Genomic DNA, 20,381 nt, shown 5'->3' with positions numbered 1-20,381 from the left:
CTATGGTCCAGTGCCCCGCTTTCGATACCGGGAAGCACCTCGCGCTCAACCCATGCGTCAAACGAGCCATAGAGAACGGCGAACGGGGACGGTCGCGGCTTCTCGGCATCCTCCAGCTTCGCCATGTGCTTCTGCAAGGCCCGGATGCCCGCCATTGTGGTTATCGCAGTCCGAGGCGCTGGCGCAGGTCAAAGGGCATGTCGGGCGCACCGGGACGAATCGCAGGCGGCGCCAGAACGGCGGGCGCGACTGGCTGAGGCTCGGGAGTGACCAAAGACGCGGGCATGGGCGCGGCGGCAGGGCGCAAGCGCGCCAGCATGGCGTTGATGGCGGGAGCGGCCCGCTTGAGCCGTTCAAGCTCCATGTAGAGCAGCGCCGCATCAATCGCCTGCTGTTCCTCCATGACCGCAAAGTGGCGGCGAACGAGGGTACCCCGAGTGCGCGCCCCAGCGCGGCGCGTGTAGTCGTCGACCACGCACAGGATGCGGAACCGCCGGCTGTAAGTCAGGGTATCGGAGACGAAGTCCAGCGACCAGAGCTGGTTCGGGCCGTCCGGCAGCACCACCGGTGCCCGCATGCCCAAAGCGCGCTTGCGGCCACCGCGACGACGGACCCATAGCTTCTCCTCGCGATAGACCTTCGGCAGCTTCTTATGGTTGGGCGTCATGCCCTCCCGCGCCAGCAGACGGCCAAGGCGCCGGTAGCCGAACCGGCGACGTTCAGCGGCCAGCTCGCGCAGCCGCTGCCGCAGCGGGCCATCGTCCGGCCGCGACGATCGATACCGGATCACTCGCCGGCTCACCAAGTCTTTCTCAACTGTGGTCAGCTTGATAGAATTCGACCGAATCCCTTTTGGCAACACGGCCTAAGGCTTGGCAACGTCGCGAAGCGGGGCTTTGCGGAAAGATAGATTTTCCGCTATTTCTCTACTAAAATAGATGAGATTATGTTTCTCTCCTCAAAAGGGAGGACGACATGCACAGATATCTGCTGATGGCCGGCGCCGGTCTGGCCGCGCTGCTGGCGCCACCGGGCGCCGAGGCGGCCGCCGAAGCGGTGGCGGCGACAGACCCGGCGAGCGGCGACATCGTCGTCACCGCCCGGCGGCGCGAAGAGAAGATCCAAAAGGTGCCACTGGCGGTTTCGGTGGTCAACGACACCGCGCTGGAGGCGACCGGCAGCTTCAACGTCGGCAAATTGCAGCAATTGCAGCCGACGGTGCAGTTCTTTTCGAGCAACCCGCGCAATTCCGCCGCCAACATCCGCGGGCTGGGCGCGCCGTTCGGGCTGACCAACGACGGTATCGAGCAGGGCGTCGGCCTGTATGTCGACCAGGTGTTCTATGCGCGCAGCGCCGCCACGACCTTCGACTTCCTCGACGTCCAGCAGATCGAGATCCTGCGTGGGCCGCAGGGCACGTTATACGGCAAGAACACCACCGCCGGGGCGATCAACATCACCAGCCGTCCGCCGAGCTTTTCGCCGGAAGGGCGGATTGAGGTCAGCTATGGAAATCTGGGTTTCGTGCAGGCCAAGGCGGCGGTGTCCGGTCCGCTGATCGACGATCGGCTGGCGATCCGCATCGCCGCCGCCGGCACCCACCGGCGCGGTACGCTGTATAATGTCGCGACCGGCAACCGGATCAACGCGCAGGACAATCTGGGGCTGAAAGCGCAGGTGCTGCTGCGCGCGACCGACACGCTGAACCTGACGCTGGCCGGCGACTATAACCGCCAGAACCCGGAATGCTGCGGCCAGGTCTATGTGCGGACCGGCGCGACGCAGCGGCCGCTCAACCGGCAATATGCGGCGCTGGCCGCAGCGTTCAACTATGCGCCGCCGAGCCTGAACCCGTTCGACCGGGTGACCGACCTCGACGGCGATCTGAAGGCGAAGCAGGCGCTGGGCGGCGTGTCGCTGCGCGCCGAATGGGAGCTGGGGGCGGGGACGCTGACCTCCGTTTCCGCCTGGCGGTTCTGGAACTGGGACCCGTCCAACGACCGCGACTTCATCGGCCTGCCGATCACCACCGTGTCGGCCAACCCGTCGAAGCAGCGGCAATGGACGCAGGAAATCCGCTATGCCGGGTTCGGCGACGCGGTCGACTATGTCGTCGGCCTGTTCGGTTTCCACCAGACGGTGCACACGTCGGGCGTGCAGGTGCAGGGGCCGGCAGCGAGCCGCTGGCTGATCAACCCGGCGCGGCCTGCCGCTTTCGACCCGACGGTGCTCGACGGTTTGCGGTCCGACAACGATATCGATTTCAGCAACACCAGCCTGGCCGCGTTCGGCCAGCTGACCTGGAAGCTGACCGACCGGCTGCGCGTCCAGCCCGGCCTTCGCGTCAATTACGACAAGAAGAGCGGGTCCTACATCGCGACGGTGGTGACGGGGAGCGGCGGCACCACGCTCAATTCCGACCAGCGCGGGGTGCTGGCGCCGCAGAGTTACCAGCCGAAGTTCAGCGACTGGAACCTGTCCTACGATTTCACCCTGTCGTACGATTTCGCGGCGGACGTGCTTGGCTATGCGACCTATGCCAGGAGCTTCAAGTCGGGCGGCATCAACCTGTCCGGCCTGCCGCTGGACGCCGCCAACAACCCGATCCTGGCGGTGCAGACGGTGAAGCCGGAGAGCGTCAACCACTTCGAGGTCGGGTTGAAGACCCAGTTCCTCGACCGGCGGGCGACGCTGAACATCGCCGGCTTCTGGACCGACGTGAAGAATTTTCAGGCGACCGTCACCAACGGGCAGCTTGGCGTGATCCGCGGCTATCTTGCCAATGCCGCGAAGGTTCGGGTCAGGGGCATCGAGGCGGATTTCGCGCTAAGACCGAGCGAGCGGCTTAGCCTGTACGCGAACGGCGCGTTCACCGACGCCAGATATGCGAAGTTCGTCGATGCGCCCTGCCCACCGGAACTGGCCGGCGGCACCGCTGTCGCCGCCGGCCAGACACCGGCGCCGGCCGGCACGCCGGGCGGCCCCAGCCTGCCGTTCTGCGACATATCGGGCCAGATCCTGCCCGGCGTATCGAAATGGGCGCTGTCCTATGGGGGCGAATATAATGTGCCGGCGCATGTGCTGGGGCAGGACGGCCATGTCTATGCCGGTTTCGACGGCAGTTACCGGTCGACATTCTCGTCCAACCCGTCACGCTCGCGCTACACCGACATCAAGGGCTATGCGCTGTCGAACCTGCGGTTTGGCTTCCGCGCCGCCGGGGGCTGGGACGTCTATGGCTGGGTGCGCAACGCGTTCAACGTCAATTATTTCGACTTCCTGTCGGTCCAGTCCGGCAATACCGGGCTGGTGATCGGCCAGCCGGGCGACCAGCGGACCTATGGCCTGACCGTGAAGGCGGCGTTCTAGGTGTGGGCGCGGGCCTGCCGCGGTCAGCGCGGCGGGCCGTCGCCGCAGCGGACGGTGCCGGACCCCTGATGCCGGACGGTGCAGGCGGGGGCGCCGAGGATCGTCACGTCACCGGTTCCGTTGGCGATGACGGTCGCGGCGTGGCCGGCGCGGGCGGTGAGCTGGCCGCCGCCCTGGCTGTTGACGGTGAGATCGTTCGCCGCGAGCCGGCCCGCGTCGAGCGCGCCGTTGCCGCGGACCACGGCGTTCGCCGCCTTGGCGGTGCCGGCGACGGTCAGGCTTCCCGATCCAGCGAGCGCGAGATCGGTGCGATCGGCATCGACCCGGGTGACGACGAGGGTGCCGGCGCCTTCGACGCCAAGGCTGACCCGGGGGCCGCGCATCGCATCGACGGTCAGCGCCCCGTTGCCGAGAACCCGTGCGACGGACAGCGACGGGGTGGTCAGCGCCAGCCGCACCGGCCCGGCTGCTTCGCCCGGATAGCCGCCCCAGGCGCTGCCGGTTGCCCGCACCCGCAGCGTCGTGCCGTCAACGCTGAGCGACAGGCCGTCCAGCCCCCGCAGCGCGCCGGTTGCCCGCGCCGAGACCGCCCGGCCGGTGACGACGGTGACCGCATAAGGCCCCTCGACCAGAATCCGGTCGAAGCTGGTAATGCCGATCGTCCGTTCGGCGGCGGCGGCGGGCGTCGCGGCGGCGGTGAACAGGATGGCGGAGAGCAGGGCGCGGCGCGATGGCATCCACCGACCATGCCCGCCGGCGCGGGCCGCCGCAACGGCGCTGTCGCTGCTCAGCCCTGAGCGGGGCAGTGCACCGTGCCGGACCCCATGCGTGAGACCCGGCAACTGGCCTTGCCGGTGATCGCGACGTCGCCCGACCCCATGATCGATACATCCGCTTCGCCGTCGACACCGGCGCGGACGCCGCCCGAGCCGGCGACCGAAATCTTTGCACGCTGGGTTTTCAGCGCGGCGGCGTCGACATTGCCCGATCCCGCGATCGACACGGCGATCGTGCCGGCGGTGCCGGCGGCGACGAGGTCGCCCGACCCCGCGATGTCGAACGACGCGCTGCCGGCGTCCAGCGCGGCGAGACGCAAATTGCCTGATCCGGCGATCCCGGCGTCGAACCGGTCGCCCGACGCGCGGTCGACGTCCATGTCGCCCGATCCGGCGATCGTCGCTTCGGTCAGTTTCGGCAGGGTGACAGTGACGGTGGCGTGGCCGCGCGACCCGTCGGAAAACAGCACCCAGCCGCTGTTGCGCTTGCGGCCGATGCGGAGGCGGCCGTTGCGGACTTCTATCTCCAGCCGGTCGAGCACGGCGGTGTCGCCGGTGGCGGTCACCGATTCGCGTTCGCCGACCCTGACGATCACCCGGTCCGACCCGGCGAGCTGGATGCGGTCGAAGCCACTGGCGGGGAAGCTGCGGCTGGTGGTCTGGCCGCTGGCCTGGCTGTTACTGGCGCTGCCTGGGGTGCAGGCGGCCAGCGCGGTGGCGAGCAGCGCGGCGGCGAAAATGCGCATGGCGGTATCTCCTTGCTGTATTGCCGTCATAATACGGCAAGGATGGGGAGTGGGTCCACAAAAAAGGGGCGGCCCGCCGGACCGCCCCTTTTCAGACCTGTTCGCTGGGACTGCCGGTCAGGCTTCGACCGCGCTTTCCTTGGCCTTGTTGTGGATGGCGGCGGCCTTGTCGAGGATCTCGTGGATCTTGGCCTGCGCCTTCGGTTCGTCGACCTGTTCCATCGCGGCCAGTTCGCGGGCGAGCCGGCTGGCGGCGGCCTCGAAGATCTGACGTTCGGAATAGCTCTGTTCGGGCTGGTCGTCGGCGCGGAACAGGTCGCGGACCACCTCGGCGATCGACACCAGATCGCCGGAGTTGATCTTTGCTTCATATTCCTGCGCGCGGCGCGACCACATGGTGCGCTTCACCCGCGGCTTGCCGGTCAGCGTCTGCAAGGCTTCCTGCAGTGTCTTGTCCGACGACAGCTTGCGCATGCCGACGCTTTCGGCCTTGTTGGTCGGCACCCGCAGGGTCATCCGCTCCTTTTCGAAGCGCAGGACGTATAGTTCGAGGTTGATCCCAGCTATTTCCTGTCGCTGGAGTTCGACGACCCGACCGACACCGTGCTTGGGATAGACAACATAATCACCGACATCGAAGCTCAGCGCCTTTGCAGCCATTTGCTTAGCGACCTTTCTTGAATTGGGATGCGCATCCGCGCGAGAGCATTCGCCTGAAGGGCGCAAGGCACTCGTGAGGGCGGGATAGAACAGCCTTTCTTGCGGACGCGATGAGGGACATGCGTTGCGATCGGCGACTGATTTAACAGATTCGCAGCAAAAACGCCAGCCCACCGTCAAAACGGCGGAATAGCGGGGCTTTCATCGGGTGTGGCGGTGGTAGGCGACTCAGTCGCCCTGGCCCGGCTCCGGCGAGAAATACTTGTCGTACTTGCCTTCCTCGCCCTTATGCTCGTCGGCGTCGGCCGGCTGTTCCCGCTTGCGGGTGATGTTTGGCCACTGGGTCGAGAAAGTGGCGTTCAGTTCCAGCCACTGTTCCTGCCCGCTTTCGGTATCCGGCAAAATCGCCTCGGCCGGGCATTCCGGTTCGCAGACGCCGCAGTCGATGCATTCGCTGGGGTTGATGACCAGCATATTCTCGCCTTCGTAGAAGCAGTCGACCGGACAGACTTCGACGCAATCCATATACTTGCAGCGGATGCAGGCATCGGTAACGACGTAGGTCATGGCAACACGGCTCCAAGGGGCATTCGCCCCCCGCTATTGCGCCCGACTCCGCCCGTCAATGTTTTGCGGCCTGTTGCAAGTCGTTATCACTCCGGCACGAGGTCGGTATAGCAGGCGCGTGCTTCCGCCGCCGGGCCGCGCCGCGCCGGCATAGCCTCTATCCGGATCACCCGCACCCGGCCGCCGGCCGCGTAGCTGAGCACGTCGCCGACGCGGACCGGCGCATGGGCGCGGTCGACGACCCGGCCGTTGATCCGCAGATGGCCTGCCTCGGCGAGCGCCTGCGCTACCGCGCGACTGCGCGCCAGCCGCGCGAACCACAGATATTTGTCGAGGCGCAGCGCCTCACCCGTCATGGCGACCGAGCGCCGCCAGCGCGGCGAAGGCATTGCCCGGACGGGCAATGGCGGCGGACGCGCGCGCCCGGCGGCGCGGCGCCCAGGTCCAGCCCGCCGCCTGCTCCGCCCCGGCGGGCTGGGCACGGAAGCCCAGGCTTTCCATCAGCCGCGCGAGGGAGGCGGCGCTCAGCCCCATCGACGTCGCTAGCGACGGATCGGGGGCGAAGCGGCGGCGGCCGTCGCGCGCCTGATGGGCGGCGCGGGCAATGCGTTCGACCAGATCGACGCGCAGCATCTGATCGCCGAGCGGGCGGTAGCCGGCGGCCGCATGGACGGGATCGAACGGCAGCAGCGCCGCGCCTGCCGGCGGCACCGGCGGCATGCCCCCATCCGCCAGCGCCGCGCCAAGCGCCAGCCGCCAGCGCATCGCTTCCGGTTTCAGCAGCGCGGCGACGAATATGTCGAGCGCGCCGATGGTGATGCCAAGCCTGCGCGCCTGATAGCGCAGCACCTTGTCGAGACCGGCGAGCGCCGGTTCGACCACCGGCCGCGCGATCAGCCCGCCCGCCTCGCCGAGCGGGACGAGCAGTGCGCGCAGCGGCGGCGGCGTCTGCGGGTCGCGCCCGGCGGCGGCGATCCGTGCCAGCGGCTGGAGCAGCCGTGCGACCTGCGCGTCGACCCACATCGTCAGCCGGGCGGCGATCGCCGCCCGCTGCGCGTCCGGCAAGGCGGCGATCGCTCGGTCGAGCCGCACCGCCGGGCGCAACAGCCCCTTTCCCTTGCCCAGCGTCGCCACCGGCAGCCCGCGCCAGGCGATGGCCGGCGGGGCGCCGGCCTCGGTCAGCAGCGCGAAGCCGTCGTCGCCGTCGGCGGCCAATGCCCGCGCCCGCGCCGCGCGCTCGCCGGCCAGCCGACGCTCGGCGGCGGCGATCAGCTTGCGATGGTCCGCCGCCCGCGCGTCGGGCAGGGGGCGGAAGGCGAAGCCGGTCAGCGTGCCGATCGGCTCGTCGTCGACGCGCACTTCCCCGGCGGCGTCGACCGTTACCGGCAGCAGCGCGGCGTCGGCGCCGAGCTCGCGCATCAGCACCGTCGTTCGCCGGTCGACGAAGCGCTGGGTCAGGCCGGTGTGCAGAGCGTCGGACAGCCGTTCCTCCAGCGCGCGGGCGCGTTCGGCCCAGTGGGCCGGTTCGGCCAGCCAGTCGGCGCGGTTGGCGATATAGGCCCAGCTGCGTGCCGCCGCGATCCGCCCGGCGATCGTCTCGACATCGCCCTGGACATTGTCGAGCCGGGCGATCGCGTCGGCGAACCATGTGTGCGGGACATGGCCGTTCCCCTCGCTCAGCGCGCGGAAGACACGGGCGACGAAGCGGCTGTGCTGATCGGCGCCGGTCTTCTGGAAATCGGGCAGGCCGCACGCCGCCCACAGCCGCGTGACCATCGCCGGGTCGGCGGCGCGGGCGCGGACCCAGTCTTCCCCCGCCAGCCGTTTCAGCACGGCAAGGTCGGTCGCTTCCGGCGCGGCGCGCAGCGCCGGCTGGTCCGGTCGTCGTTCCAGCGCGGCGATCAGTCCGTCGAGCGTGTCGGTCGGCGGCGCGCCGTCGCGCCAGTAGAGATGGTCGAGCGGCGGGAAGCGATGTTCCTCGATCGCTGCGACCTCTTCCGGCCGGAACGTGTCCCGTCCGGCCAGCGTGCCGAAGGTGCCGTCGCGCTGGTGGCGGCCGGCGCGCCCGGCGATCTGCGCCATTTCCGCCAGGGTCAGCCGGCGCTGGCGGCGGCCGTCGAACTTGGTGAGCGACGCGAAGGCGACATGGGCGACATCCATGTTCAGCCCCATGCCGATCGCGTCGGTCGCGACCAGATAGTCGACCTCTCCCGCCTGGAACAGCGCGACCTGGGCGTTGCGGGTGCGCGGCGACAGCGCGCCCATCACCACCGCCGCGCCGCCGCGCAGCCGCCGCAGCATTTCCGCCACCGCGTAGACCTCTTCGGCGGAGAAGGCGACGATGGCCGAGCGTTTCGGCAGGCGCGACAGTTTCTTTTCGCCAGCATAGGCGAGGGTGGAGAAGCGCGGCCGCGCGATCACTTCCGTGCCGGGGAGCAGCGCGCGCAGCATCGGCCGCAGCGTGTCGGCGCCGAGGATCAGCGTTTCCTCTCGCCCGCGCGCGCGCAGCAGCCGATCGGTGAAGACATGGCCGCGTTCCGGGTCGGCGCCGAGCTGCGCCTCGTCGATCGCGACGAAGGCGACGTCGCGGTCGAGCGGCATGCTTTCCGCCGTGCACAGGACATAACGCGCGGTTGGCGGGACGATTTTTTCCTCGCCGGTGATCAGCGCGACCGATGCCACGCCCTTGATCGCGACGACCCGGTCATAGACCTCGCGCGCCAGCAGGCGGAGCGGAAAGCCGATCATTCCGCTCGAATGGCCGCACATCCGCTCAACCGCGAGATGGGTCTTGCCGGTGTTGGTCGGGCCGAGCACCGCCGCCACCGGGGAGGACGCGAACGCAGTCATGCCCGTTAGATCGGCGATGCGCGCGTCAAGCGCAACCGCCGCGGCGCCGCCGAACGCTTTATCGCCGGCAGCCAACGATTCACCGCAGCGGCAAATCGTGCGCGCCTGTGTTAGTTTGACTTTAACCGTGATCCGGCCACAGTACTTCGCCGGACCGCGCGCTAGGCGGCCGGGGCGGATTTCGGGGGCTTTCCCAACATTGTATCAGCGCCAGGACTTCGGATTCGGCTCAGCCGCCGCAGCGCTTGACCGCACGCCCGCATTCGGGCGCCGCGTCGTCACTGCATCGCCGCTCGACCGTGTTCACGACCACCTCGCCAATGTCGAACTGGTGCCCGACCTCGGCCATCGCATCGGATCGGCGGTCTGGTGGCGCGGGCTGGCGACGCTTGGCGCGCTGTGCACCGCCGCGATGGCGCTGTCCCCCGGTCTTTCCGACGCGATACCCGGCGCGACGCCGGCGCCGATGCCCCCCGCCGCGTGGGAGAATGCGCGGGCGCTGGCGATTGCCCCGCTCGCCTGGGGCGGCGACACCGGGCGGCGGATGGCGGCGACCGAACTGGTCCAGCCGCTGACCGACACGCCGGAGCGCCCGTCGATCCAGCTCAGCGCGACGATCGGCCAGGGTGACGGCTTCGCGCGGGTCCTCCAGCGCGCCGGGGTCGGCGCCGACGAGGCGAAGGCCGTCGCGGCGCTGGTCGGCGGCGTCGTGCCGCTGACCGACATTGCCGCCGGCACCCGCCTCGACGTCCATCTCGGCCGCCGGCCCGACCGCAACCAGCCGCGCCCGCTTGACGGCCTTGGCTTTCGTGCCCGTTTCGACCTGAAGCTGGCGGTCGAGCGGATCGACGGCGCGCTCCGCGTCCGCCGTATCCCGATCGCGGTCGACGACACGCCGCTGCGGATTCAGGGGACGGTCGGTTCCAGCCTGTACCGGTCGGCCCGTGCCGCCGGGGCGCCGGCCAAGGTGGTCGAAGCCTATCTGAAGGCGATCGCCAGCAAGACGCCGGTCGAATCGATCGGGTCGGCGGCGACGTTCGACATCATCGTCGCCCACCGCCGTGCCGAGACGGGAGAGACCGAGACCGGCAAGCTACTCTACGCCGGCCTCAGCCAGGGCAAGCGGCAGGTGCGGCTACTCAACTGGGAAGAAGCCGGGCGCAGCCAGTGGTTCGACACCAGCGGGGTCGGCGAGCGCAAGGGGTTGATGGCGCGGCCGGTGACCGGCCGCCAGACATCGTCCTTCGGCATGCGGATGCACCCGCTGCTCGGTTACAGCCGGATGCACCAGGGCATCGATTTCGGCGCGCCGACCGGCACGCCGATCTACGCGGCGGCGGACGGCGTCGTCAGCTTTTCCGGGCGCCATGGCGGCCACGGCAATTACGTGCGGATCAACCATTCCGGCAATATCGGCACCGGTTACGCCCATATGAGCCGGATTGTCGCGCGCAATGGCCAGCGTGTCCGACAGGGCCAGTTGATCGGCTATGTCGGATCCACCGGGCTGTCGACCGGCCCGCACCTGCATTACGAGCTGTATCGCGGCGGCCGGCCGGTCAATCCGCTGTCGGTGAAATTCACCTCGACCGCGCAGCTCGCCGGGGCTGAGCTGCGGGCGTTCAAGGCGCAGCTCGGCCGACTGATGGCGCTGCGCCCCGGCGAACGTGCCCGCGCCCCGACAACGGCGACCGCCGCCGCCGCGATGGCCGCGTCAGGCGCCGACTGAGCGGCTTTCCGGGGGCGAAAAGGCGCGATGGCGGAGCTGATCCGTCCAGATTGACGCTTTTATCTCCAAACCGTGTTGATTTTCAGGCGCAAGGGTTGACCTTCCGCCCCGCCAATGGCCTATCGCCAGCGTCCGAATCGCCGATGGATGGCGTGAATCCGCCGGATTCGGGCAGCAGTCGTTCCGTAGGCGGTTTGGGTGGTCGCGCCCGCGGCGCCCTGTGATAGTAGAAGGAATGCCCGCATGAAGGCCAAGGCGGGAATCGTGCTGCCGATGGCGATGCTCGCGCTCGTCCTGAGCGGTTGCGCCGGGGGCGGAGACGACCGCGAGACCCGCGTGCCGGAGGCCGGCTATGTCGTGGTGAAGACCGAGGCGGTGCCGTTGTTCAGCGAGCTGGCGGGCCGCACTGCCGCGTTCGAGACGTCCGAGGTCCGCCCGCAGGTTTCCGGCATCATCAAGGCGCGGCAGTTCGCCGAAGGCGGCATGGTTGGCGCCGGCCAGACCCTCTACCAGATAGACCCCAGCCTGTACCGTGCCGCCGTCAGCCAGGCGGAAGCGAATCTGGCCAACGCCCAGGCGGTCTATGGCGCGGCGAAGGCCAGGGCCGACCGTTACCGCCCGCTCGCCGAGATCGAGGCGGTCGCCAAGCAGGATTATACCGACGCGCTCGCCGCCGCCCGCCAGGCCGAGGCGGCGATCGCCCAAAGCCGTGCCCAGTTGGAGGCGGCGCGGATCAACCTGCGTTTCACCAGTGTGCCGGCGCCGATCGCCGGTCGCATCGGCCGGTCCCTCGTCACCACCGGCGCGCTGGTCACCGCCAACCAGACGCAGGCGCTGGCGACGATCCAGCGGCTCGACCCGATCTTCGTCGACATCCAACAGTCGAGCACCGAGCTGCTGGCGCTGCGCCGCAGTCTGGCGAGCGGCGGCGCCACCCCGTCGAGCGCCGAGGTTCGGCTGAAGCTGGAGGACGGCAGCGACTATCCGCTGCCCGGCCGGCTGGAGTTCAGCGAGGTCACTGTCAACCAGAGCACCGGCGCGGTGACGCTGCGCGCCCGCTTCCCGAACCCGTCCGGCCTGTTGCTGCCCGGCATGTACGTGCGTGCCAGCCTGTCGCAGATGACCGCGCAAAACGCGATGCTGGTGCCGCAGCAGGGCGTGTCGCGCGACCCGACCGGCAAGGCGACGGTGGTGCTGGTCGGCCCGGACGACAAGGCGGTGTCGCGGCCGATCGTCGCGGACCGGACGGTAGGCGACGCCTGGCTGGTCACCGCCGGGCTGAAGGCGGGCGACCGGGTGATCGTCGAGGGGCTGGGGCGGATCAAGCAGGGGGAAAAGGTGAAACCGGTGCCGGCGGGGTCGAAGGCCGCCCCGGCCGCCACCGGCCGCGGCGCGGGCAGTTAACCCATGCTGTCGCGCGTCTTCATCGACCGGCCGATCTTCGCCTGGGTCATCGCGATTGTCGTGATGCTGGTCGGGCTCGGCGGCATCCTGACCCTGCCGGTCGAGCAATATCCGGACATCGCGCCGCCGTCGGTCAACATCCGCGCCGCCTATCCCGGCGCGTCGGCCGAAACGGTCGAGAACAGCGTTACCCAGATCATCGAGCAGCAGCTGACCGGCATCGACGGGCTGCTGTATTTCTCGTCCTCGTCCAGTTCGGCCGGGCGGGTCAACGTGTCGGTCACCTTCGCTAAGGGTACCGACCCCGACATCGCCCAGGTGCAGGTACAGAACAAGGTGCAGCAGGCGCTGCCCCGGCTGCCCCAGCAGGTGCAGCAGCAAGGGCTGGTGGTCACCAAGTCAAACGCCGATTTTCTGATGGTTTTGTCGATCTATGACCAGACCGATCGGATGACGAGCCGCGACGTCAGCGATTTCCTGACCAGTACTCTGCAGGACGACATCAGCCGGATCGACGGCGTCGGCGACGTGAATGTGTTCGGATCGCAATATGCGATGCGCATCTGGCTCGATCCGTTCAAGCTGGCCAATTACAAGCTGATCCCGCGCGATGTGATCCAGGCGATTCAGGCGCAGAATACCCAGGTCGCCGCCGGCCAGATCGGCGGCCAGCCGGCACCCGACGACCAGATGCTGAACGCCGTCGTCACCGCCCGGTCGCGGCTGAGCACGCCCGAACAGTTCCGCAACATCATCCTGAAAACCCAGAGCGACGGCGCCAAGGTGCTGTTGCAGGATGTCGCCCGCGTCGAGCTGGGCAGCGAGAGCTATTCCACCGTCAGCCGGCTGAACGGCCACCCCGGCGCCGGCATCGCCGTGCAGCTCGCGCCCGGCGCCGATGCGCTGAAGACCGCGCGCCAGGTGCGCGCCTTCATCCAGGAACGGGCGGCCAACAGTTTTCCGCCCGGTGTGACTTACGCTCTGCCGAACGATTCCACCGCCTTCATCCGCCTGTCGATCATCGAGGTGGTGAAGACGCTGATCGAGGCGATCATCCTCGTCGTGCTGGTGATGTTCGTGTTCCTGCAAAGCTGGCGGGCGACGCTGATCCCGGCGATCGCGGTGCCGGTGGTACTGCTCGGCACGTTCGGCATCCTCGCCGCCGCCGGTTTCACGATCAACACCCTGACTCTGTTCGGGCTGGCTCTTGCCATCGGCTTGCTGGTCGACGACGCGATCGTCGTCGTCGAGAATGTCGAGCGGGTGATGGAGGAGGAGCCGCACCTGACCGCGCGCGAAGCGACGATCAAGTCGATGGGCGAGATCCAGACCGCGCTGGTCGCGATTGCGCTGGTGCTGTCCGCCGTGTTCCTGCCGATGGCGTTTTTCGGCGGATCGACCGGGGTGATCTATAAACAGTTTTCGATCACCATGGTGTCGTCGATGGTGCTGTCGGTGCTGGTCGCGCTGATCCTGACCCCGGCACTGACCGCGTCGCTGCTGAAACGGCGGCCCGCCGGCGCTACGGACGACGCGGAGGGTGGCAACCGCTTCGTCGCCGGCGCCCGCCGTGCCGGCGACCGGTTCAACGCCTGGTTCGCGCGGATGTCGAAGCGCTATCGCGACGCGGTGCGGGCGATCTTCGAACGGGTGCCGGCCGCCCTGCTGGTGTTCGCGGCGGTGCTGGCGGTGCTGGTCGTTACCTTCATCCGGCTGCCGACCGGTTTCCTTCCGGCGGAGGATCAGGGGCGGGCGTCGCTCCAGTATACGTTGCCGCCCGGCGCGACGCAGAGCCGCACTCTGGCCGCCGCGCTGGAGATCGAACGTTATTTCCGCGAGGAGGAAAGCGACAATATCGCCACCGTCTATACGGTCAGCGGCGCCAGCCAGGCCGGGCAGGGCCAGAATGCCGGGCGCGGTTTCCTGTCGCTGAAGCCGTGGGACGAGCGGCCGGGCAAGGACAACAGCGCCGCCGCGATCAACCGCCGCGCCAATGCCGCGCTCGCCCATCTGCGCGACGCGCAGGTGTTCGTGCTTAACCCGCCGCCGATCCGCGGCCTTGGCCAGTCGAGCGGTTTCTCGATGGAACTGCTCAATGCCGGCGGCCTCAGCCGCGAGGAGTTCAAGCAGCGGCTGGCGACGCTGCTCGCCACCGCCAATGCCGACCCGGTGCTGACCTCGGTACGCCAGAACAGCCTGGAGGATTCGCCGACCCTGTCGGTCTCCGTCGATCAGGAGAAGGTGGCCGCGCTCGGCATTGCGCAGTCCGATGTCGATTCGACCCTGTCGGCGGCGTGGGGCGGCAATTACGTCAACGACTTCGTCGACCGCGGCCGGGTGAAGCGCGTCTATGTCCAGGGCGATGCGCCGTTCCGCAGCCGGCCGGAGGATCTGGGTGCGTGGTTCGTCCGCGCTTCTTCCGGCGAGATGGCGCCGTTTTCCGCGTTCGCCTCCACCCATTGGGAGCAGACGCCCAACACGCTGGGCCGCTTCAACGGCGTTGCGTCCTATGAGATCGAGGGCGATGCCGCCGCTGGCAGCAGTTCCGGCGACGCGATGAAGCGGATGGCCGAGCTGGTGGCGGAGATGCCGGGGGTTGCCCTGGCCTGGACCGGCCTGTCCTATCAGGAGCAATTGTCCGGCGGGCAGGCGCCCTATCTGTATGCGCTGTCGCTGCTCGTCATCTTCCTGTGTCTTGCCGCGCTGTACGAAAGCTGGTCGATCCCGCTGGCGGTGATCCTCGTCATTCCGCTCGGGCTGGTTGGCGCGACGCTGGCGGTGGCGCTGCGCGGGCTGGAGAACGACGTCTATTTCCAGGTCGGCCTGCTGACGACGATGGGCTTGTCGGCGAAGAACGCGATCCTGATCGTCGAGTTCGCCGAGCGCGCCGAGAAGGAAGGGCGAAGCCCGATCGACGCGGCGCTGGAAGCGGCGCGCATCCGCCTGCGCCCGATCCTGATGACCAGCATGGCGTTCATCTTCGGCGTGTTGCCGCTCGCTTTGTCGACCGGCGCCGGCGCGCAGAGCCGGATCGCGATCGGCACGGCGGTGATCGGCGGGATGCTGACCGCGTCGCTGCTCGCCATTTTCTTCGTGCCGCTGTTCTTCGTGCTGGTCCGGCGGCTGTTCCGTGGCCATGCCCCGGCGACGGAGGCGGTGGCGTGACCCGCCTCCGCAACCGGCTGGCCGCGCTGGCGGCGGTGACCGCGCTGGCCGGGTGCAGCATGGCGCCCGCCTATCAGCGGCCGGAACCGGCGATCCCGCCGTCCTGGCCGGCCGGGGCGGCGGAGCTGCGCGCCGATGAGGCGGCGTTGCCGACGCTGACCTATCGCGCGATGTTCGCCGACCCCGCCCTGCAGGCGATCATCGACCAGGCGCTGGCCAACAACCAGGACCTGCGCCGCGCCGTCGCCAATGTCGCAGCGGCGCGCGCAACCGCGCGGGTGGCGGACGCGCGACTGCTGCCCCCGGTCGACGTCAGCGGGCGCGGCAGCGTCGGGGAAAGCGGCGACAGGATCAGCAAGGCCTATACGCTGAACGGCGGGCTGAGCGGGTTCGAGGTTGACCTGTTCGGGCGGCTCGGCAGTTTGAGCGCCGCCGCGTTCGACGATTATCTGGGAACCGAGGCGGCGCTGCGCGCGGCGCGACTGAGCCTGGTCGCGGAAGTCGCCGTCACCTATCTGGCGCTGGCCACCGACCGCAGCCTGCTGACCATCGCCACCGAAACCGAGGCGAGTGCGGCGCGTAGCGTCGCGCTGACCCGTGCCCGGCTGGAAGGTGGCGTCGCGCCGCGCACCGCGCTGCGCCAGGCCGAAACGGTGCTGGCGCAGGCCAGTTCGGACAAGGCGCAATTGACCGCGCAGGTTGCGCAGGACCGCGCGGCGCTGGAGCTGCTGGTCGGCGCGCCGGTTGCCGACGCGGCGTTGCCGGCGGCGATTGAGACAGTCGAGGGGCTGCTGGCGGTGGTGCCGGCCGGGCTGGATTCACGTATCCTGCTGCGCCGGCCGGATGTGGTGCAGGCCGAATACGGCCTGCGCGCCGCCAACGCCCGGATCGGCGCCGCGCGTGCGGCCTTTTTCCCGACCATTTCGCTGACGGCGGTTGCCGGGCTGGCCAGCGGCGCGCTGTCCGCGCTGTTCACCGGTGACGCGTTCACCTGGCAGGTGGCGCCGCAGGCGACGCTGCCGATCTTCGACGGCGGGGCCAATCGCGGCAACCTTGCTTATGCGAAGGCACAGCGCGACGCTGCCCTTGCCCAGTATCAGAAGGCGATCCAGACCGCGTTCAGCGACGTGGTCAGCGCGCTGGCCCGCCGCGCGACGATCGACGAGCAGCTTGCCGCCGACATCCGCCGGCAGGAAGCGGCGGTCGATACACTGACCCTGACCACCGCCCGTTACGAACAGGGGATCGACGGCTACCTTGCCCTGCTCGACGCCCAGCGCACGCTGTATCAGGCGCGCCGCACCGTCGCCGCGACGCGGCTGGCGCGTGCCGCCAACCTTGTTGCCGTCTACCGCGCGCTTGGCGGCGACCAGCTGGTCGACATGGCGGCGCCGGCCGGGGGCTGATCAGCGCGCGACCGCCCGGGTGTAGAGGTGCCAGGTCGCATAGCCGAGCACCGGCAGTGCCACCGCCAGCCCGACGAACAGCGGGATCGCCGCGACGAACAGGATCAGCGCGACGCGCAGCCCCCAGTTCAGCCACACCGCCCGGTTCGCCGAAAAGGCGCGCAGCGACGTCGCCATCGCCGTGCCGGCGTCGACCGGCTGGTCGACGACCATCGGGAAGGACACCGCGCTGATCGCGAGGGTGGCGACGGCGAAGGCCAGCCCGACGAGATTGCCGAGCAGGATCATCGTCCAGCCGTCCGCCGTGGTGAACAGCCGGGCGGCGAAGGCGGCGGCATCGGCGGGCGGCGCGCGCCCCATCGTCGCGCCGTAGACCGCCCAGGCGGCGGCGAGCCATGCCATGAACAGCACCGCGAGGACCAGCGTCAGCGTCGCCAACGGCACCCGCGAGCGACCACGTACCGGATCGAAGAAATGGCGCCAGCCGGAATCCAGCCCGGCCTCCCGCCGCCGGGCGAGTTCGTAGAAGCCGGCGCTGACCGCCGGGCCGAGGATGGAAATGCCGGCGATCAGCGGAAAGGCGAGCGCGAACAGCCGCCGGTCGAGCGCCAGACCGCTGACCAGCAACCCGATGACCGGATAGAGCAGCCCGGCGAAGATCAGGTCGCCGCGCCGCGCCCGGAAATCGCGCCAGCCCGCCGCCAGCGCCCAGCGCAGATCGGCGGTGCCGATGCGCCTGAGCGTCGGGGTGCCGGGAACCGGAGTGGAGGAAGCAGGCAGTGCCGTGTCCATCGCCATTCTCCCGTCGCTGGGCCGGGAAGCGGTGCGCGTCGCGGGCGCACCGCCCGACCTGACCCGCCCTCTATACGCCGTTTTGCGCCGTTCCCCAAATCCGCCGATACGGTGGCGTAACGAGACGGGCCGTGGCGGCGGGGTGGCGATGGCGGGCGAAGCGCGCTAGAGGCGGGGGAATGGCGACCCTACCCGCGCCCGCCGCCGACCAGGCTGCGTTGCTCGCCGCGCTGATCGCGCGTGGCGTGGTCGATTCGGGCGGGGTCGCGCAGGCGCGCGCCGCCTGCCTGCACAGTGGCGAACGACCGACGACCTGGCTGGTCCGCAACGGCCATGTCGCCGATGCGGCGATGGCGGCGGCAATTGCCGCGGTGACCGGCCTGCCGCTGGCCGACAGTGTCGATCCGGCCCGGCCGCGCCCGGCCGGGGTCAACGGTGCGTTGCTGGCGCGGCGGGCGACTTTCCTGTTCGCCGACGGCCCGACCGGGCTGGTCGCGGCGATGGCCGACCCGACCGATACCGAGACGTTGGCCGCGCTCAGCTTTGCGACCGGGCGACCGGTGACGCCGTGTGTCGCGCCGCTCAGCGCCATTGAACAGGCGCTGGGCCTGCCGCCGCCGGCACCGCCGCCGCCCCGCGCGGTCAGCCTGATCGAACGCGCCAGCCCCAGTCTGACCCCGGCCCTGATCGAACGGATTGCCGATGCCTGCGCCCGCGAAGGCGGGCTTGCGGCCGGAATTGCGACGTTGGCCGCGGCGGTGCGACCGGCGGAACGGGCGGTGCTGGCCCGGCTTGCCGAGCGTGGCGCCACGGCGGCGGAGATGTTTGCGGGCGAACCGCGCATCGGCGGGCCGGCGCTGGCGGCGCTGGCGGCGGCGGACGGGCCGCATGCACTGGCGGTGGCGCTGCGTGTCGCCGCCGGGCGGATGCGCGCGGCGGCGGAGGAGCGCGCGGCGCTGGTTGCCGCTTTTGCCCCTGCTGCGGCGTGGGCACTGGCGGCAACGGCGCTGTTCGCGTCGGCGGGGGCGCTGTGGCTGGCCGCTCTGGCGGCGGCGGCAGGGGGCGTGGTCGCGCGGGTGATCCGCTATGGACTGGGCATTGCCGGGGCGGACCGGGCGGCGGCGGTGGCGCGCTGGGGCGGCTGGGCGCAGGCGGCGGGCATTGCCGCTTTCGCCGGCGCGGTCGCGTTGCTGGTGGGCGGCTGAATGTTGGCCTGGTGGGTCGACGCCCTCGCCGGGCGGCTGACACCGAAGGGCGAGCGCAAGCCGGAGGTGGTGGAACTGGCGCCGGCCGACGTCCATGTCATGACCGCGCCGTTGCCGCCCGGTGGCCGGGTTGCGGCGATTGTCGCAGCGATGGCGCCGATTCCGCCCGAGCAGTTGCGCTGGACCGCCCATGTCACCACCGGTGCCGGCGGACGGCGGCAGGTGCGGGTCGCGATGGCGCGCAAGGCGGCGATCGCGGCGGCGCGGCGCAAGGCGCCACTGATCGGCGGGCCGACGGTGATTGCCCGCGACGGCCATGAACGCTTCGTGCTGGTGGAAGGCGGCAGCGGCTCTACGCCTGCGGCGCGGCGGACGGTGATCGCGCTGCTCGCCGCGCTCGGCCTGATCCTGACCATACCGTTGACGACGGCGTTCGTCGCCGGGGTGCTTGCCGCCAGCGAAAGGCGGGCGATTGCGGCGGTCGACAATGGCGCGGCGCAGCGGGCGGAAGTGCAGCGGGCGCTGGCCGAGCGGCTGCGCCCGGCGCTGGCCCGGCCGCCGTTGAGCGCGCTGGCCGCCGACGCGATCCGCGCGATGCCGGCGGGCGCCGCGATCCACGCCATCCGCCGCGACGACAGCGGATTGGTGACGATCGAGATCGACGCCGCCGATCCGGACCGTGTTTCGCTGCCCGGCTTCCGTCGCACCGGCCAATGGCCGGTGACCGATCGCGGCATTCGCAGCCGGTTCGAGGCGCGCCCGTGAACCGCGCGCTTATTCTGCTTGCGCTGCTTCTTGCGGCGTGGGGCGCGGCGGTGGCGCTGGCCGGGCGTCATGCCCGTGCCGGGCTGGCCGAATTGCGCGAACTGCGCGCACACCGCGCGCTGCTGGAGGCGCGGGCGGAGGCGGGGGTGACGCCGACGATGCGCTGGCCGGCGGCGGTGACCCGTCATGAGGGCGATCGGGCAGCGGCGATCGCGGCGCTGACCGCCGCGTTGCGGGCGGCGGCGCGGGGCATTGCCGTCGACGGGATTGTGGCGGCGCCGGTCGTCGGCGACCCGGTGCTGATCCGGCTGGCGCTGCGCGCCCATGGCGACGGCGACGCATTGCTGCGTTTCGTCGCGCGGATCGAGGCGGCGCGGCCGGGGGTGCGCTTTGCCGGGTTCACGCTGGCGCGGGACGAGGCGGCGGGCGGGGTGCGGCTGGACGGCACGCTGCTGGCGCTGTGGCAGCCGCGATGAAGCCGCCGGTGCCCGCCGACCGGACGCCGACGCTGATCGTCGGTGCCGCCGCGCTGGCTGCGCTGGCGGTGCCGCTATGGCTGCTGCGGGTGGGCGGGGCGCCTCCGCCCACCGCGCCGTTGCCGCGCCCGGCGACGATGCAGGTCGCCGACGCGGTGCCGCTCGACAGGCTGGCGGCGCGCCACCCGTTCGGCAACACCCGGCCGCCGGCGGTGGAGACGGACACCGCGCAGACCGACGACGGGCCGGACCTGGCCGGGATCGTCGGCCGCTTTCCGCGCGCCGGCCGCGCGATGGTCAGGATCGGCGGCGGGCGGACACGGACGCTGAAGGTCGGCGACCGGGTCGACGGCTGGCGGCTGATCGCGCTGACATCGAGCCGCGCGACATTTCGCCGGGGTGACCGGCGGGTGGTGCGGCGGGTGGAGTAGCGCCTGAGCCGCGTGGGGCGATGCGGTGATTCCCTTGGGT

16 protein-coding genes and 1 pseudogene are annotated in these 20,381 nt (G+C 70.1%); 9 read left to right on the top strand and 8 right to left on the bottom strand.

The features are described 5' to 3' along the window. Positions 1-427: 427 nt before the first annotated feature. Positions 428-796: pseudogene (locus tag ACMT1E_RS13520) on the bottom strand (IS3 family transposase); the annotation flags it as partial. Between the two features lie 179 nt (positions 797-975). Here ACMT1E_RS13520 and ACMT1E_RS13515 point away from each other — a divergent pair. Continuing rightward, entirely contained in the window at positions 976-3,369 is a 2,394-nt protein-coding gene (locus ACMT1E_RS13515; RefSeq protein ID WP_414900885.1) for a TonB-dependent receptor, read from the top strand. A 23-nt stretch (positions 3,370-3,392) separates the two neighbouring features. Here ACMT1E_RS13515 and ACMT1E_RS13510 read toward each other — a convergent pair whose 3' ends face one another. The 6 genes from ACMT1E_RS13510 to ACMT1E_RS13485 all read right to left on the bottom strand — a co-directional run bounded on the left by ACMT1E_RS13510 (position 3,393) and on the right by ACMT1E_RS13485 (position 8,968). Next, positions 3,393-4,106, bottom strand: a complete 714-nt coding sequence (locus ACMT1E_RS13510) for a GIN domain-containing protein (RefSeq protein ID WP_414900883.1) — start codon at positions 4,104-4,106, stop codon at positions 3,393-3,395. A 50-nt stretch (positions 4,107-4,156) separates the two neighbouring features. Further along, on the bottom strand, positions 4,157-4,891 hold the full coding sequence (locus tag ACMT1E_RS13505) for a head GIN domain-containing protein (protein ID WP_414900881.1): 735 nt from the start codon (positions 4,889-4,891) through the stop codon (positions 4,157-4,159). Between the two features lie 117 nt (positions 4,892-5,008). Continuing rightward, complete coding sequence (locus tag ACMT1E_RS13500) at positions 5,009-5,551, bottom strand: CarD family transcriptional regulator (RefSeq protein WP_414900879.1); 543 nt, start codon at positions 5,549-5,551, stop codon at positions 5,009-5,011. A 228-nt stretch (positions 5,552-5,779) separates the two neighbouring features. Then, positions 5,780-6,118: a ferredoxin FdxA gene (gene fdxA, locus ACMT1E_RS13495; protein WP_414900877.1), complete on the bottom strand. Its 339-nt coding sequence runs from the start codon at positions 6,116-6,118 to the stop codon at positions 5,780-5,782. Positions 6,119-6,204: 86 nt separating this feature from the next. Beyond that, positions 6,205-6,474, bottom strand: coding sequence for an RNA-binding S4 domain-containing protein (locus tag ACMT1E_RS13490; protein ID WP_414900876.1), 270 nt, complete (start codon positions 6,472-6,474; stop codon positions 6,205-6,207). Next, positions 6,464-8,968, bottom strand: coding sequence for a helicase-related protein (locus ACMT1E_RS13485; RefSeq protein WP_414900874.1), 2,505 nt, complete (start codon positions 8,966-8,968; stop codon positions 6,464-6,466). Before ACMT1E_RS13485 ends, ACMT1E_RS13490 begins: the two co-directional genes overlap by 11 nt. Before the next feature lie 199 nt (positions 8,969-9,167). On the opposite strand from ACMT1E_RS13485, the gene ACMT1E_RS13480 reads away from it, so the two are divergent. The 4 genes from ACMT1E_RS13480 (at position 9,168) to ACMT1E_RS13465 (ending at position 16,672) form a co-directional block, all read left to right on the top strand. After that, positions 9,168-10,697 (top strand): M23 family metallopeptidase, encoded by a 1,530-nt coding sequence (locus ACMT1E_RS13480; protein WP_414900873.1) that lies wholly within the window; start codon positions 9,168-9,170, stop codon positions 10,695-10,697. A gap of 243 nt (positions 10,698-10,940) precedes the next feature. Continuing rightward, complete coding sequence (locus ACMT1E_RS13475) at positions 10,941-12,101, top strand: efflux RND transporter periplasmic adaptor subunit (RefSeq protein WP_414900872.1); 1,161 nt, start codon at positions 10,941-10,943, stop codon at positions 12,099-12,101. A 3-nt stretch (positions 12,102-12,104) separates the two neighbouring features. After that, positions 12,105-15,266, top strand: a complete 3,162-nt coding sequence (locus tag ACMT1E_RS13470) for an efflux RND transporter permease subunit (protein WP_414900870.1) — start codon at positions 12,105-12,107, stop codon at positions 15,264-15,266. Positions 15,267-15,325: 59 nt separating this feature from the next. Further along, on the top strand, positions 15,326-16,672 hold the full coding sequence (locus tag ACMT1E_RS13465) for an efflux transporter outer membrane subunit (RefSeq protein ID WP_414903436.1): 1,347 nt from the start codon (positions 15,326-15,328) through the stop codon (positions 16,670-16,672). On the opposite strand, the gene ACMT1E_RS13460 is transcribed toward ACMT1E_RS13465, so the two are convergent. Beyond that, complete coding sequence (locus ACMT1E_RS13460) at positions 16,673-17,464, bottom strand: DUF2189 domain-containing protein (RefSeq protein WP_414900869.1); 792 nt, start codon at positions 17,462-17,464, stop codon at positions 16,673-16,675. 179 nt (positions 17,465-17,643) lie between these two features. Between ACMT1E_RS13460 and ACMT1E_RS13455 the strand changes: the two genes are divergently transcribed. From ACMT1E_RS13455 to ACMT1E_RS13440, 4 genes are read left to right on the top strand one after another with little or no spacing between them, the layout of a single operon-like run. After that, positions 17,644-18,669, top strand: coding sequence for a hypothetical protein (locus ACMT1E_RS13455; protein ID WP_414900868.1), 1,026 nt, complete (start codon positions 17,644-17,646; stop codon positions 18,667-18,669). Continuing rightward, the gene (locus ACMT1E_RS13450) at positions 18,670-19,434 is read left to right on the top strand and encodes a hypothetical protein (protein WP_414900867.1); all 765 of its coding nucleotides are present in this window, start codon (positions 18,670-18,672) and stop codon (positions 19,432-19,434) included. Continuing rightward, a complete protein-coding gene (locus tag ACMT1E_RS13445) occupies positions 19,431-19,910 on the top strand; it encodes a hypothetical protein (protein WP_414900866.1) in 480 nt (159 codons plus the stop codon). Before ACMT1E_RS13450 ends, ACMT1E_RS13445 begins: the two co-directional genes overlap by 4 nt. Then, positions 19,907-20,341, top strand: a complete 435-nt coding sequence (locus ACMT1E_RS13440) for a hypothetical protein (protein WP_414900865.1) — start codon at positions 19,907-19,909, stop codon at positions 20,339-20,341. Before ACMT1E_RS13445 ends, ACMT1E_RS13440 begins: the two co-directional genes overlap by 4 nt. Positions 20,342-20,381 lie beyond the last annotated feature (40 nt).

Origin of the sequence: Sphingomonas flavalba (assembly GCF_047553045.1) — a bacterium.
GTDB classification, from domain to species: domain Bacteria; phylum Pseudomonadota; class Alphaproteobacteria; order Sphingomonadales; family Sphingomonadaceae; genus Sphingomonas_L; species Sphingomonas_L flavalba_A.
This window is presented reverse-complemented; position numbering and strand designations above follow the sequence as displayed.

Bases quoted from the DNA above. Each gene is read 5' to 3' on its own strand.
- ACMT1E_RS13515 (WP_414900885.1), top strand. From the start codon at position 976: ATGCACAGATATCTGCTGATGGCCGGCGCCGGTCTGGCCGCGCTGCTG.
- ACMT1E_RS13510 (WP_414900883.1), bottom strand. From the start codon at position 4,106: ATGCCATCGCGCCGCGCCCTGCTCTCCGCCATCCTGTTCACCGCCGCC.
- ACMT1E_RS13505 (WP_414900881.1), bottom strand. From the start codon at position 4,891: ATGCGCATTTTCGCCGCCGCGCTGCTCGCCACCGCGCTGGCCGCCTGC.
- ACMT1E_RS13500 (WP_414900879.1), bottom strand. From the start codon at position 5,551: ATGGCTGCAAAGGCGCTGAGCTTCGATGTCGGTGATTATGTTGTCTAT.
- fdxA (WP_414900877.1), bottom strand. From the start codon at position 6,118: ATGACCTACGTCGTTACCGATGCCTGCATCCGCTGCAAGTATATGGAT.
- ACMT1E_RS13490 (WP_414900876.1), bottom strand. From the start codon at position 6,474: ATGACGGGTGAGGCGCTGCGCCTCGACAAATATCTGTGGTTCGCGCGG.
- ACMT1E_RS13485 (WP_414900874.1), bottom strand. From the start codon at position 8,968: ATGACTGCGTTCGCGTCCTCCCCGGTGGCGGCGGTGCTCGGCCCGACC.
- ACMT1E_RS13475 (WP_414900872.1), top strand. From the start codon at position 10,941: ATGAAGGCCAAGGCGGGAATCGTGCTGCCGATGGCGATGCTCGCGCTC.
- ACMT1E_RS13470 (WP_414900870.1), top strand. From the start codon at position 12,105: ATGCTGTCGCGCGTCTTCATCGACCGGCCGATCTTCGCCTGGGTCATC.
- ACMT1E_RS13465 (WP_414903436.1), top strand. From the start codon at position 15,326: ATGGCGCCCGCCTATCAGCGGCCGGAACCGGCGATCCCGCCGTCCTGG.
- ACMT1E_RS13460 (WP_414900869.1), bottom strand. From the start codon at position 17,464: ATGGACACGGCACTGCCTGCTTCCTCCACTCCGGTTCCCGGCACCCCG.
- ACMT1E_RS13455 (WP_414900868.1), top strand. From the start codon at position 17,644: ATGGCGACCCTACCCGCGCCCGCCGCCGACCAGGCTGCGTTGCTCGCC.
- ACMT1E_RS13450 (WP_414900867.1), top strand. From the start codon at position 18,670: ATGTTGGCCTGGTGGGTCGACGCCCTCGCCGGGCGGCTGACACCGAAG.
- ACMT1E_RS13440 (WP_414900865.1), top strand. From the start codon at position 19,907: ATGAAGCCGCCGGTGCCCGCCGACCGGACGCCGACGCTGATCGTCGGT.